Genomic DNA, 14,283 nt, shown 5'->3' with positions numbered 1-14,283 from the left:
CTGCGCGGGGCTTTTGCGTTTTTATTGCAAAGCATGTCATTTTTCCCCCTCTCGTCGCGTCTTGTTGCAAATACTCAACTTTATTAGCATTGTGTAGCAGTCTGTTTTGCTAATTTTCTGTTAAATCAGTTGGTTGCAAAACAATGCCGGAGCTATGGTGCTAAATAAAAAAATGAAGTCCGCCGCCAGCTTTACCCCGATTCGCTTCGGGTTACTCTGCGTGGCCATACTCGGTTGTCTGGGACTGCTATTGGCCCGCGTGGGCTGGCTGCAGATTATTTCCCCCGATAATCTGGTAAAACAAGAGGATATGCGTTCTCTGCGCGAAGAGCCCGTTGCGGTTGAGCGGGGGATGATCACCGACCGGGAAGGACGACCGCTGGCGGTGAGCGTTCCGGTCAGCGCAATCTGGATCGACCCGCAGACCACCATGGAGAAGGGCGGCGTCGGCTACGGACCCCGCTGGCAGGCGATGGCCGAAGCGCTGCATCTCAACCTCGGGGAACTGGCCCAGCGGGTACAGAGCCATCCCCACGCCCGCTTTCTCTATCTGGCGCGGCAGATCAATCCCGAGCAGGCGGCGTGGATTGATAAACTGCATCTGCCAGGCGTCTACCTGCGCGATGAATCGCGGCGTTTCTATCCGGCAGGCCATGTGGCTGCCAATCTGCTGGGCTTTACCAATGTCGATAATCAGGGCATCGAAGGGGTGGAGAAAAGCTTCAACGCCCAGCTGACCGGTAAACCCGGGCGACGTCTGGTGCGGAAAGATAAACATGGCAATGTGATTGAGAACATTACCGAAGTACCGCCAGTGCCGGCGCATAATCTGCAGCTGAGTATCGATGAGCGCCTGCAGACGGTGACGGAAGATGCCCTCGACAACGCTGTTCGCTGGAATAAAGCCGAGTCCGGGGCGGCGGTGCTGATTAAAATCGATACCGGCGAGATCCTGGCGATGGCCAGCTATCCGGACTTCAATCCCAACAATCGCGATGCCGCAACGCTGGATGATTTTCGCAACCGGGCCATCAGCGATACCTTCGAGCCGGGGTCGACCGTCAAACCGCTGGTGATCATGACCGCGCTGCAGCAGGGGATTGTCCAGCCGGACAGCGTCGTGGACACTCATCCGTTTGTCCTCGACGGCCACCGTATCCGCGATGTCGGCTATTATCCGGAGCTGAGCCTGACCGGCATCCTGCAGAAATCCAGCGATACCGGCGTATCGCATCTCTCGCTTGCCATGCCGGTGCAGCATCTGATTGACACCTATACGGCTTTCGGCTTCGGCGAGCCGACGGGGTTGGGGTTGACCGGCGAAAGCGCCGGGCTGATGCCGCATCGTCGTTACTGGGGGCAACTGGATCGCGCCACCTTCGCTTTCGGCTATGGTTTGATGGTTACCCCGCTCCAGCTGGCGCACGTTTACGCCACCATCGGCGGCTTCGGCATACAACGACCGTTGTCGATCACCCGCATCGACCCGCCGGTGATTGGCACGCGCGTAATGCCGGAGAATATTGTTCACAGCGTGGAGCATATGATGGAGAGCGTGGCGCTCCCGGGCGGGGGCGGTACCAAAGCGGCGGTGCGCGACTACCGGGTGGCGGTAAAAACGGGGACGGCGAAGAAAATCGGTCCGGACGGCAAATATATCGACAAATATGTCGCCTATACCGCCGGCGTGGCGCCCGCCAGCCGTCCGCAGTTCGCGCTGGTTGTAGTGATGAACGACCCGAGCAATGGCTCCTATTACGGCGGGGCCGTTTCCGCCCCGGTATTCAGCCAGATTATGGGCGATGTCCTGCGGCTGGAGAACGTCATGCCGGACGGCATGCCACAAGGGGCGGAGAATCTGATCGTTATGCACGACAGCCACCCGCTGGCGCCGGCGCTGTAACAGTGGTCTGCAGGGGCGAATAGCGCTACACTTTCGCCCTTTCAGCGACACCGGAGCCGTCATGTCATACAGTTGCCCCCTTTGCCACGCGCCGCTCAGCCGTAGCGACAATCACTATTCCTGCCCGCAGCGGCACCAGTTCGATCTGGCGAAAGAGGGGTACGTCAATCTGCTACCGGTGCAGTTCAAACGGTCGCGCGATCCCGGCGACAGCGCTGAGATGATGCAGGCCCGTCGGGCGTTCCTCGACGCCGGGCATTATCAGCCGCTGCGGGACGCTATCGCTGAGCGACTGCGGAACGCTGCCCCTCAGGCATTACTGGATATCGGCTGCGGCGAAGGCTATTACACCCACGCATTTGCCGCCATCGCCAGCCGTAGCTGGGGGCTGGACGTGTCGAAGCCGGCAATCCGCGCGGCGGCGAAACGCTATCCGCAGGTGAATTTTTGCGTCGCCTCCAGCCAGCGGCTGCCATTCTCCGATAACAGCTTCGATGCGGTGGTGCGCATTTACGCCCCCTGCAACGCCGGTGAGCTGGCGCGGGTGGTACGGCCTGGCGGATGGGTGATCACTGCCACGCCGGGACCCCGCCATCTGCTGGAGCTGAAAGGGCTGATTTACGATGAGATCCGCCTGCATGAGCTGAAGACGGAAGCGATGCCGGGGTTCCGCCTGGATGCTCAGCAGCAGCTGGCTTATCCGATGACCCTGACGGGAAGTGAAGCGCAGGCCCTGCTGCAGATGACGCCGTTCGCGTGGCGGGCCAAAGCCGAAGTGCATGACGCGCTGCGTCAGCAGGCGACCTTTGGCTGCCAGACCGATTTTATGATCCATTGCTGGCAGCGTGAGGAGTAAAGCTTAACCGGCGAAATGGCTCCAGAGAATTTCGCTGCCGATGCCAATCAGTACGATACCGCCGAGAATTTCGGCCCGTTTGCCCAGCAGCGGGCCGATAAAGCGACCCACCATGATCCCCAGCGTCGACATGATAAAGGTGGCGCAGCCGATCGCCAGCGCGGTGGTCACAATGCTGACCTGCAGGAAGGCCAGACCGACGCCGACGGCCATCGCGTCAAGGCTGGTGGCGAAGGCGGTGGTGACCAGCAGCCAGAAGCCATGCCGGCGAGGCGCCTCGCACGCCTCGTCGCTATCGCCGCGAAGCCCTTCGACAATCATCCGCCCGCCGAGAAACACCAGCAGAATAAAAGCAATCCAGTGATTCCACTCGAGCACAAACTGGCTGGCCAGCATGCCCAGTCCCCAGCCGACCAGCGGCGTCAGGGTTTCAATGGCGCCAAAAATCAGCCCGGTGCGTACAGCTTCTGAGAATTTGGGTTTATGCAGGGTGGCGCCTTTGCCGATAGAGGCCGCGAAGGCGTCCATAGACATGCCGAAAGCGAGAAGAAGGGTTGCGGATAAATTCATGTGCCTGTCCTGACCGGGGATAATCCATATGACACATCGCTGCCCCCAGTAAATATACGCGGAGCCGCTCAATGGCTGAGCAATACGTACAGCAGTGATGTATCTATGGTCTCGCCTGATTGAATCACTTCAACCCGTACGTGCCACGTTTTGCAACGAGTATGTTGACACGTACATTTCCTGACGGGCAGGAAATCGGCTACTCCCCAACGACGGGCGCAACCTTAACATATTTTTAGAATATAAAACAATAACAGAAGAGCGCTATTTTAATAACCAAATGATAACGATTTTCATTTGAATTTATAAGTAAATAAATAGTTAATGAAAAACAGAAGGGTAGGTGGGGAAATATAGCCATGGCTATATAATTCCCCAGACGAAATCTGAAAAAACATAGCGTTGGCTATATTTTTAACTCATTGAGTTGAAACGAGAAGTTTGTATATTTTTTCCAGATTGTCGATATTTCGTACGCGAATCAGCAGCCGCCGTTGCTCTAATTGCATCACCAGTACGCCGTCTTCGGATAAATTCATCTCTTTAATTCGCTGATATTCTATCCACACGTTGGCGAAGAAAAAGCCGCGCGGTTTAAAAATGATTTTCGGCGTACGGATCCAGAATAAATAGAGTCCCATCAGCGCCAGCGCAGATAATAGCCAGGTGGTGATCGCGGTGCCGTGCTGGGTGATGTTGTTATAGATCAGAATGGCGATGAGGCCGACAAAGATCATGCCGTCAACGCGGCTGCGGCGAAGCAGGGGGATCGCCAGCAGCACCGGGCCGTTGCGCCTCGGCATAATAAACTGGTCATACACCGCGTAGGCCAGTAGCGCAAGGATAAACAGGATGATCACCAGGTCCGTGAATGTCATTGCTTTGCGTTCCTCCTGATAAAAAAAAGCCGGGGGCAAGCCCCCGGCGTACAACCTGGAAATTACAGACCCAGCAGACCGACAGCGTAGCCCGCGATACCGATGACAAAGAAGCCAACGATGATCCACAGCGGGTTAACTTTCTTACGCAGCAGCCACATACAGGCGAAGGTCAACAGCAGCGGTACCAGGCCCGGCATCAGCTGGTCGAGGATCGTCTGTACCGTGGTGACGTGAACCTGTCCGTCAGAGCCGGTGATTTTTGACACCACCATCGGAATGTTCACGTGCGTCCACTTGTTAACCAGCGCCCCCATGACAAACAGGCCGAGGATTGACGCCCCCTCAGTCAGTTTCTGCAGGAAGCCGCCGCCCATATCTTTCACGATGTCCACGCCTTTGCGGTAACCGTAGGCGACGCCATAGTAGCGGGTCAGTAGTCGCACCGCGTTGAACAGGATAAAGAACAGCAGTGGTCCGAGCAAGCTTCCGCTCATCGCGATCCCGGCGCCTAAGGCCGCGAACACCGGACGCACCGTACCCCAGAAGATCGGGTCGCCGACGCCGGCCAGCGGCCCCATCAGACCGACTTTGATGCCGTTGATGGCGCCATCGTCAATCTCTGCGCCATTGGCGCGCTGCTCTTCCATCGCCAGCGTTACGCCCAGTACCGGCGCGGCAACGTAAGGATGGGTATTGAAGAACTCAAGGTGACGCTTAATCGCCTGCTTACGCGCATCGTTGTTCTCCGGGTAGAGACGACGAATCGCCGGAACCATAGAGAAGCAGAAGCCCAGCGCCTGCATACGTTCGAAGTTCCATGAACCCTGGAACAGGTTAGAACGAATGAACACGCCACGAATATCACTCTGAGTGAGTTTTTTCTCGGTGGTATTTTTAGTCATATCAACCATTTCGCTCACCTGTTAGTCCAGTTCGTTATCGAGATCGTTGTTACCAGCCGCCTGAGCCGGGGCACCGGCGACGCGGTTATATTTCGGGCTCAGCTGGATGTAGAGGATTGCCATGACCGCGCCAATCACGCCCAGGGCCACCAGGTTGAAGTTGGTGAAGGCGGCGGTGACGAAGCCGAGGTAGAAGAACGGCATCAGGTAGCCCGCGCGCATCATATTGATGACCATCGCGTAACCTACAACCACGATCATGCCGCCGGCGATGTTCAGGCCGCTGGTAACCACTTCAGGGATCGCATTCAGCAGGCCCTGGACTTCGCTGGTACCGACGGAAATGGCCACGATGACGGCCGGGATAGCGATACGCATCGCCTGCAGGAACAGGGATGAGACGTGCAGCCACGACAGGGCGGTCAGGTTGCCATTCTCCGCCGCTTTATCCGCTGCGTGCTGGAAGGCTACGGTGATGGTACGCACGATGATGGTCAGCACCTGGCCTGCAGCCGCCAGCGGGATAGCCAGCGCGATGCCGGCGCCGATGCTCTGATGGCCGGCAATAACCAGAACGGTGGAAATAATGGACGCCAGCGCGGCATCAGGGGCAACCGCCGCACCGATGTTCATCCAGCCCAGGGCGATCATTTCCAGCGTACCGCCGATGATAATACCGGTTTTCATATCGCCGAGAACGGCGCCGATCAGCGTACAGGCGACCAGTGGACGGTGGAACTGAAATTCATCAAGCACCGACTCCATACCCGCAATACACGCGACGATGAACACCAGCACAATCTGAAGAAGGGTAATCTCCATTGTACTTCTCCTGTTGATTAAGTCTTAAAGTGAAAACTGGGGCGCGATCGTCCGGGTTATTTATCAACCTTGGCGATCAGATCCATCATTTTCAGTTTCGGGTCGGTGGACACTTTACGTGCCTCCAGCTCGATACCGCGTGCGTTCAGCTTGTTAAACGCCTCAATATCTTTGGCATCGACCGAAATCGCGTTGTTAACCTGGGTTTTGCCCTGGCGGAACGCCATACCGCCGATGTTGACGCTGGTGATTTTCACGCCGCCCTCGACGACGCGCTCAACGTCGGTCGGGTTAGTAAACAGCAGCATCACGCGCTGTCCGGCGTACATCGGGTTGTTGTAGACGCGGATCATTTTGGCGACGTCCACCACGTGGGCGGTGACGCCCGGCGGCGCAACCTGGGTCAACAGGGTTTTGCGCACGGTATCCGCGGCGACTTCGTCGCTGACGACGATGATGCGGGTGACGTTGGTCTCTTTGGTCCAGCGGGTGGCGACCTGACCATGGATCAGGCGGTCGTCGATACGCGCAAGGCCAATGACCATGTAGTCATTCGGGCCCATCGGTTTGGCCGGGGCGGCGGCTTTTGGCGCCGCGGCAGGAGCGGGCGCAGGGGCCGCTTTTTCCACCGGTTTGGCCTTCAGCGCTTTCACGCCTTCGCTGCCGGTCTCTACCGCTAAGGCGACCAGCTCATCAAAGGAAGGATCGTCATCGCGGGCCATGAAGGTTTCCACCAGCATCGGGATGTTGACGCCGGCGATGACTTCGTAATGCTCTTTATCGACGACAATGCGGCTCGCAGCGTTGAACGGGCTGCCTCCCCATGTATCGACGAGAAACAGCACGCCTTTACTGGTATCCAGTTTTGCCAACTGGGCATTGTATTTCTCGATCAGCGTTTCGGCGTTTTCACCCGGAACGAAATCGATCCAGCCAACGTTTTCCTGCTCGCCCAACAGCATCTCTGCTGTTTTCAGCAGCTGTTCTGCAGCCCAACCATGTGTGCCTATTACAATAGCAATCGTCACTTGCTACCTCCTTTATTATCGTGAATGCATCATCTGCTTTGATACATCCTGAATCACTCTTGAGGACAAAATCGATTCAGTTAGGGTGTAAGATAGAAAATAGTTACTACCGCGAATTATTTTAGACAGTGAAAAAATAATTAATGTGATGAAGATCCGTTAATCAGGCATCGCCTGGTAATAATTTTGCAGCGCAAAAAATAGCCTTAGTTATTGCAAATTCAGGTAAATCTTTTCCAATTTCGATCTATATTTTGCTATGTTTAACTTCCGTTTAATTACTCAGGAGTATAGGGCATAGCCCGCAGTATGGACCGTCATCGACGTCTTTTCACTTTCTGGCACCTGGTTGCCACCTCCACGCATCACGCTTATCTCTCAGCATCTATTGTCGCGTCCGCGCATGACATGGCGATGACTGACGTTGCCGCTAACCGGAGTCGCACATGGAATTGTTAATGGATCCCTCAATCTGGGCCGGCCTGTTGACGCTTATCGTTCTGGAAATTGTGCTCGGTATCGATAACCTGGTGTTTATTGCCATCCTGGCGGACAAGCTGCCGCCGAAGCAGCGTGATAAAGCGCGACTGATCGGCCTGTCGCTGGCGCTGGTGATGCGCCTGGGGCTGCTGTCGGTGATCTCCTGGATGGTGACGCTGACTAAACCGCTGATTACTATCGCCGATTTCTCCTTTTCCGGGCGTGACCTCATCATGCTGCTCGGCGGGATCTTCTTGCTGTTCAAGGCGACAACCGAGCTGCATGAACGGCTGGAAAACCGCCAGCATGACGCCGGGCACGGGAAAGGCTATGCCAGTTTCTGGGTGGTGGTACTGCAGATCGTGGTGCTGGATGCTGTCTTCTCTCTGGATGCGGTGATCACCGCGGTCGGGATGGTGAACCATCTGCCGGTGATGATGGCGGCGGTCGTGATCGCGATGATTATGATGCTGCTGGCGTCCAAGCCGTTGACGCGCTTTGTCAACCAGCACCCGACGGTGGTGGTGCTCTGTCTGAGCTTCCTGTTGATGATCGGCCTGAGCCTGGTGGCGGAAGGGTTTGGCTTCCATATTCCGAAAGGGTACCTGTACGCGGCGATCGGTTTCTCGATCATCATTGAGTTCTTTAACCAGGTGGCGCGCCGCAACTTTGTTCGTCACCAGTCGACGCTGCCGCTGCGCGCCCGTACCGCGGATGCGATCCTGCGCCTGATGGGCGGCCGTAAACAGGCCTCCGTCAACCATGACGCCGACAGCCCGGCGTCGGTGCCGGTACCGGAGGGCGCCTTTGCGGAAGAAGAGCGCTACATGATTAACGGCGTGCTGACGCTGGCTCAGCGCTCTCTGCGCAGCATCATGACCCCGCGCGGGGAAATCAGCTGGGTGGACGCTGAGCAGAGTGAAGATGAAATTCGCCGTCAGCTGCTTTCGTCGCCGCACAGCCTGTTCCCGGTCTGCCGCGGAGAACTGGACGAAATCATTGGCATCGTGCGGGCGAAAGAGATGCTGGTGGCCCTGGAGTCGGGCGAAAACGTCGCGGCGCTGGCCTCCGCCTCTCCGGCGATTGTGGTGCCTGAAACGCTGGACCCGATCAATCTGCTCGGCGTCCTGCGTCGCGCGCGCGGCAGTTTCGTCATCGTGACCAATGAATTTGGCGTGGTGCAGGGGCTGGTGACGCCGCTGGACGTCCTGGAAGCGATCGCCGGTGAATTCCCGGACGCCGATGAGACGCCGGAGATCGTTATCGATGGCGACGGCTGGCTTATTAAGGGGTCGACCGACCTGCATGCGCTGCAGCAGGCGCTGGGGCTGGATCCGCTGATCAATGACGATGAGGATATTGCCACCGTTGCCGGTCTGGTGATCTCCGCCAATGGCCATATCCCGCGCATTGGCGACGTGGTGTCGCTGCCGCCGCTGCATTTCACCGTGGTGGAAGCGAATGACTACCGGGTCGATCTGGTTCGCGCGGTGGTCACCCGTCCGCCGAGCGACGAAGAAGAGTAATCGTCCTGCGCGCCGGTCCCCGTGGGGGCCGGCGAGTTATTCTGTTGCCTCTTGACTGGCCAGCCACGCCGGGAACGCCTCCACCGGCATCGGCCGCGCATAATAAAACCCCTGCAGCACATCGACGCCGTGGTTTCTGAGGTAGCTTTCCTGCTCCAGCGTCTCCACCCCTTCGGCAACGGTAAGAATATTCAGCCGGTTGGCGAGGGAGATAATGATATCGGTCACCGTGGCATTGACGCTGTCTATCCCCACCGAGCTGGTAAACGAGCGGTCAATCTTCAGCACGTCCGGGCGCAGTTTTTCCAGCCATGAGAGCGAACTGTTGCCGGTGCCAAAGTCATCGATCGCCAGCTGTACGCCTTTCAGGTGCAGATCTTCGGCCATATGCTGGTCGCCATCCTGCAGGACATCGCGTTCGGTCAGCTCGACCACCAGCTGTTGTACCGGGTTCATGCTGAACCAGTAATTATGCAGGTCATGCAGCAGTAAGCCGTTGGCGAAGTGGCGGGCAGCGACGTTAATGGCGATATGAAATTGGCGGTCGCTGGGAAAAACATCCAGACGGCGGGCGGTTTCGGCAATGACGTAGCGGGTGAGGGGGATGATCAGATTGTCCCCTTCGGCGATGGGAATAAACACCTCCGGCGAAATCGCTCCGCGGCGAGGGTTGTTCCAGCGCAGCAGGATCTCCACCCCGCAGCAGCGGCCGCTGCGCGCATCCTGCAGCGGCTGGCACCAGAGGGCAAACTCCCGGGCGGAAATACCGAGGCTTATCTCCCGCGAGAAGCTCATTCTTCCGGCGGTGGCCAGCCAGGCGATGCCGGTCATTAGCAGGCTGAAGATCAGCGCCAGCGGCAGCTCGCCGGGCAGTTCTTCGAGGGCGATTGTCGAGGCGCCAGGGCCGTTGATGTTGATGGTAAACGGAAACTCGCTAGAGCGTTGGCGATAAATCACCGTTCCCTGCGGGGTATGCGTTTTATCGAGAAGCCCATGGCGGCTGCTAAAATAACGATCGCCAACCTGCAGGCTGACGTCGCTTATCAGGGATGATTTTTCGTTGAGAATTAAGGTCCCCAGCAGCTCGATATTGACAATCAACATCACGCCGTCCTGGCCGCTTTCCGGGGTGGATACCACTGGATCAATACCGGCGTCCCTTTAAGCAGCGATTTTTCGGTTGAAAAGAGCAATAAGGGATGGGGGGCTGGCAGCGAGGGCTGTAGCTGGTGTAAATCCGCCTGCCGTTGCCCGAAAATACTCGAACAGTAAACGATACCGTCCGTCACGAGGACGACGGAACGAACGGTCTGCAACGAGGCTGCCATTTTGCGCAGGGTCAGATGGATATCCGGGCAGCGTTTGCCCACCAGAGGAAGCAGGGTGCTGCGCTCCGCGCTTAGCGGGCGCAGGATGTTATTCAGCGCCGCCACCCGCTGGCTGGCGGCCGTGCGGATATAGTCTTCATTTTCGCTACGCTGCGAAATAAATCGAATGGCTAAGGTGGCGCCCAGGGTCACCAGGGCGACCAGCAGGCAGACTATAATGCGTTTGCGGCGATAGGCCGTAATGACTTTTTGTGCAGTCTGCATGTGCGACACCCTGTCGACAGGACGAGAGGTTAAGCGTGGCTTATTTAATAGAGCAATTGTAGTGGCAGAATATCGCCAGGTATAGAAAAAAGAAAATGCGCCACGGAGGGCGCATCAGGAAGGCAGGGGCTTTTAGTTACCCTCGCTCCGCGCCTGCGCCCCGGGAGGCGGCAGGCGAAAGCCAACATGTTAGTCACACTGAACTTTAATCGCCAGGCCGCCTCGCGAGGTTTCGCGGTACTTGGCGTTCATGTCTTTGCCGGTTTCGTACATGGTCTCGATCACTTTATCGAGCGAGACGCGCGGTTCGCTGGTGCGGCGCATCGCCATCCGCGCGGCGTTGATCGCTTTCACGGAGGCGATGGCGTTACGTTCTATGCACGGCACCTGTACCTGGCCGGCGACCGGGTCGCAGGTCAGGCCGAGGTTGTGTTCCATACCGATCTCCGCCGCCACGCAGACCTGCTCCGGGCTGGCGCCGAGCAGTTCAGCCAGACCCGCCGCCGCCATCGAGCAGGCGACGCCCACTTCGCCCTGACAGCCGACTTCGGCGCCGGAAATGGAGGCATTCATCTTGTACAGCGCGCCGATCGCACCGCAGGCCATAAAGTAGCGGATATAGATCTCCGGGCTGACGGATTCGATAAAGTGATCGTAATAGGCGAGTACCGCCGGAACGATGCCGCAGGCGCCGTTGGTCGGCGCGGTCACCACGCGACCGCCGGCGGCGTTCTCTTCATTGACCGCCAGCGCGAACATGTTGACCCAGTCAACGACGTTCATCGGATCGCTGGAGAGCTTATCGCTGGCCACCAGCAGACGACGCAGCGCCGAGGCGCGACGCGGCACGCGCAGCGGGCCAGGCAGCACGCCTTCGGTGTTCATGCCGCGGTCGATACAGGCGCGCATGGTCTGCCAGACATTAGCGAAATAGTCCTCGATCTCTTTTTTGCTGTGCAGCGCCAGCTCGTTCTGCATTACCATCCCGGAGAGCGACAGGCCGGTCTCTTTGCAGTAGGCCAGCATTTCCTGCGCCGATTTAAACGGGTAGGGCACCTGTAGTTCGTTGGCGTTCTCTTTGCCGAAGTGCTCTTCGTCGACGATAAAGCCGCCGCCAATCGAGTAATAGGTCTTGCAGTAGATCTCTTTCTCGCCGGCCCAGGCATGAATGGTCATGCCGTTTTCGTGCAGCGGCAGATTGTCGCTGCGAAAACGCATGCCGTCATCCGCCGGGAAGTCGACTTCGTGCTGACCGTTGGCCAGCAGCAGACGGCCGCGTGTCTCGACGTCACGGATAAATGCCGGTATCGCGTCTATATCGACCGTATCGGGCTGATTGCCCGCCAGTCCCATGATAATGGCGATGTCCGTATGGTGGCCTTTGCCGGTTAATGACAGCGAACCGTAGACGTCAACCGCCACGCGGGTCACTGCATTAAGCAATCCTTTTTCGACCAGGTCATCGACGAACTGTTTACCGGCCTTCATCGGGCCAACAGTGTGGGAAGATGAGGGACCAATCCCCACCTTGAACATGTCGAATAGACTAATCACGATAATACTCCTGACAGGGTTACCGCGGGTGCGGTAACGATGTAATAACTGCGCATAGTGTAAGAGGGAAGCGCCCTGTCAGTTCAACTATTCACATGAATTAAACTAATGGATAACCGCGATTTTACTAATAGTGAGAGCGCCCTCTCATAATCAGTATAGCTAAGGGCGCGCGCCTATCTGCAGCGCCAGCTCGCGAATGATCCCGGCGGTCATCCCCCAGACAAAATAATGCTGGTACCAGGAGAGCCAGACGCGGTGGTCGTTGCCCCGGCGGTGGATATCGAGCGGATGATAGCGCCCGAGGCGCAGGGCCTCGGCGAGCGGCATTTCAAATACCGCGGAGACTTCGTCCTGGCTGGCGTGATAGTGCAGATCCGGCGGAATAATACCCACCACCGGCGTCACCTGGAAGCCGGTGACGCTGTCCACCGGCGGCAGAACGCCAATCACCTCAACCGTCTCCGGCGGGATCGCCACCTCTTCCTGGGCTTCGCGCAGAGCGGCGGCGATAAGGGTCGCATCGGTATTATCTACCGCCCCGCCGGGAAAGGCGACCTGGCCGGCGTGCTTGCGCAGCAGCGGCGAGCGCTGGGTCAGCAGCAGGCCAGGCTGCGGCCGGCGCACGATCGGCACCAGTACCGCCGCCTGCCGCTGATTGAGCGCATGGCGCGAAGGCTGAGGGCGCAGCAGCTGGAAGCGGGACAGAAAATCATCCAGATTGAGGGCGTGGTCCGCCATGGTCTAGTTCTCCAGTTGGTGCAGGATACGATTAACTTTATCAAAAGTTTCCTGATATTCCGCATCTTCCTCGCTGTCCGCGACGATACCGCCCCCGGCGGAGCAATACAGTTGCCCCTGCCAGGCCGTCAGGGTGCGAATGGTGATGCTGGTATCCATATTGCCGCAATAGCTCAGATAGCCGACGCTCCCGCACCAGGCGTTGCGTCGCTGGGGTTCCAGTTCATCAATAATCTCCATCGCCCGTACCTTCGGCGCGCCGGTGATCGACCCTCCGGGGAAGGCGGCGCGCAGCAGATCGCTGGCATGTAGCGTCGCCGGCAGGCGAGCGGTGATGGTGCTGACCAGATGATGGACCGCCGGGAACGGCTCCACGACGAACAGCTCGGGGACCCGCACGCTGCCCGGGACGGCGACGCGGCCGATGTCGTTGCGCATCAGGTCGACAATCATTAAATTCTCAGCGCGGTCTTTCGGCGAGTTCGCCAGCTTCTCCGCCTGCTGCGCATCCGCCAGCGGCGAATCGAGCCGCGGCAGGGTGCCCTTAATCGGGCGCGTCTGGATCTCACCCTGGCGGAGCTGAATAAATCGCTCCGGCGACAGGCTTAAAATTGCCCCTTCCGCAAGGCGGATGAAGGCGCTAAAGGGGGCGCGGTTGGCGGCGTTCAGCCGGCGGAAGGCCAGCCATTCATCCCCGACGTAGCGGGCCTGAAAACGCTGGGCGAGGTTGACCTGATAGCAGTCACCGCTGCGCAGATAGGCCTGCACCTGACGAAATTTCTCGCCATACTGCTGGCGGCTCATATTTGACTGCCAGGCCGAGGTCAGGGCGAAGGTTTCACCCGGCGTCGGCGTTTGCACCTCCAGCCACTGCAGACGCTGCTGCGGGTCGTCATAGCTGAGCAGCGACACCTGCTGGCGCTGATGGTCGACGATCAGCGCCCAGTCATAAATCCCCACCGCCATATCCGGCAGCGCGATATCGGCCTGGGCGGCAGCGGGAAGTCGCTCAAAACGGCGGCCCAGATCGTAACCGAAAAGCCCCAGCGCGCCGCCAAGAAACGGCAGATCCTCATGGGGCTGCGGCGTGAACGGCTGACGATCCAGCTGCTGCTGAAGCAGTTGCAGCGGATCGTCAGCCGAGACACAAACGGTCTCGCCGTCATCGATCCAGGTCTGTTCACCGCGCGTCAGCAACGTGGCGCGCGGGGCCGCCACCAGGATATCAAAACGGTTATGCGGATGGTCGGCAAAGCCGGAATGCAGCAGCATCGCCCAGGGCGTGGCGCTTAACGGCGTAAAATAGTATTCGGCGGCATCCGGGCGCCAGGGCAGGGTAATAATCGCGGGGGACAACATCTTTCTCGATCCTGAACGTTACCGTCCCTCTGGCGTAGGCGGGGACGGCGTGAAATAATTACGCCCCAC

General features: G+C 58.3%; 11 protein-coding genes and 1 pseudogene. 3 read left to right on the top strand and 9 right to left on the bottom strand.

Annotated elements, in window-relative coordinates; genetic code table 11:
- The first annotated feature begins 154 nt into the window (after nt 1-154).
- Both ftsI and rlmA read left to right on the top strand, forming a co-directional pair.
- Nucleotides 155-1,903 (top strand): peptidoglycan glycosyltransferase FtsI, encoded by a 1,749-nt coding sequence (ftsI, locus tag ABLV54_RS26185; protein WP_032428912.1) that lies wholly within the window; start codon nt 155-157, stop codon nt 1,901-1,903.
- Between the two features lie 61 nt (nt 1,904-1,964).
- Nucleotides 1,965-2,759: a 23S rRNA (guanine(745)-N(1))-methyltransferase gene (rlmA, locus tag ABLV54_RS26180; RefSeq protein WP_123822626.1), complete on the top strand. Its 795-nt coding sequence runs from the start codon at nt 1,965-1,967 to the stop codon at nt 2,757-2,759.
- 3 nt (nt 2,760-2,762) lie between these two features.
- On the opposite strand, the gene mntP is transcribed toward rlmA, so the two are convergent.
- The 5 genes from mntP to manX form a co-directional block, all read right to left on the bottom strand.
- Entirely contained in the window at nt 2,763-3,329 is a 567-nt protein-coding gene (gene mntP / locus ABLV54_RS26175) for a manganese efflux pump MntP (RefSeq protein WP_023290219.1), read from the bottom strand.
- Nucleotides 3,330-3,748: 419 nt separating this feature from the next.
- Nucleotides 3,749-4,207: a DUF986 family protein gene (locus tag ABLV54_RS26170; protein ID WP_123822627.1), complete on the bottom strand. Its 459-nt coding sequence runs from the start codon at nt 4,205-4,207 to the stop codon at nt 3,749-3,751.
- A gap of 62 nt (nt 4,208-4,269) precedes the next feature.
- The gene (locus ABLV54_RS26165; protein WP_004145526.1) at nt 4,270-5,121 is read right to left on the bottom strand and encodes a PTS mannose transporter subunit IID; all 852 of its coding nucleotides are present in this window, start codon (nt 5,119-5,121) and stop codon (nt 4,270-4,272) included.
- Nucleotides 5,122-5,133: 12 nt separating this feature from the next.
- Complete coding sequence (locus tag ABLV54_RS26160; protein WP_004203359.1) at nt 5,134-5,934, bottom strand: PTS mannose/fructose/sorbose transporter subunit IIC; 801 nt, start codon at nt 5,932-5,934, stop codon at nt 5,134-5,136.
- Nucleotides 5,935-5,990: 56 nt separating this feature from the next.
- Nucleotides 5,991-6,962: a PTS mannose transporter subunit IIAB gene (gene manX / locus ABLV54_RS26155; protein WP_004203357.1), complete on the bottom strand. Its 972-nt coding sequence runs from the start codon at nt 6,960-6,962 to the stop codon at nt 5,991-5,993.
- A gap of 446 nt (nt 6,963-7,408) precedes the next feature.
- On the opposite strand from manX, the gene yoaE reads away from it, so the two are divergent.
- The gene (yoaE, locus tag ABLV54_RS26150; RefSeq protein ID WP_023290217.1) at nt 7,409-8,968 is read left to right on the top strand and encodes a CNNM family cation transport protein YoaE; all 1,560 of its coding nucleotides are present in this window, start codon (nt 7,409-7,411) and stop codon (nt 8,966-8,968) included.
- A gap of 36 nt (nt 8,969-9,004) precedes the next feature.
- Here the strand turns inward: yoaE and ABLV54_RS26145 are convergent.
- The 4 genes and pseudogenes from ABLV54_RS26145 to pabB all read right to left on the bottom strand — a co-directional run bounded on the left by ABLV54_RS26145 (nt 9,005) and on the right by pabB (nt 14,214).
- Nucleotides 9,005-10,560: pseudogene (locus ABLV54_RS26145) on the bottom strand (EAL domain-containing protein).
- Between the two features lie 189 nt (nt 10,561-10,749).
- A complete protein-coding gene (gene sdaA / locus ABLV54_RS26140; protein WP_004203344.1) occupies nt 10,750-12,114 on the bottom strand; it encodes an L-serine ammonia-lyase in 1,365 nt (454 codons plus the stop codon).
- Between the two features lie 162 nt (nt 12,115-12,276).
- Nucleotides 12,277-12,855: a CoA pyrophosphatase gene (locus tag ABLV54_RS26135; protein ID WP_023290215.1), complete on the bottom strand. Its 579-nt coding sequence runs from the start codon at nt 12,853-12,855 to the stop codon at nt 12,277-12,279.
- Between the two features lie 3 nt (nt 12,856-12,858).
- Nucleotides 12,859-14,214, bottom strand: a complete 1,356-nt coding sequence (pabB, locus tag ABLV54_RS26130; RefSeq protein WP_348814250.1) for an aminodeoxychorismate synthase component 1 — start codon at nt 14,212-14,214, stop codon at nt 12,859-12,861.
- Between the last annotated feature and the right edge of the window lie 69 nt (nt 14,215-14,283).

The organism is Klebsiella sp. JB_Kp042 (genome assembly GCF_040065275.1).
Taxonomy (GTDB): domain Bacteria; phylum Pseudomonadota; class Gammaproteobacteria; order Enterobacterales; family Enterobacteriaceae; genus Klebsiella; species Klebsiella quasipneumoniae.
Note: the sequence above shows the minus strand (reverse complement) of the source record. Positions and strands in the feature narration are given on the sequence as shown.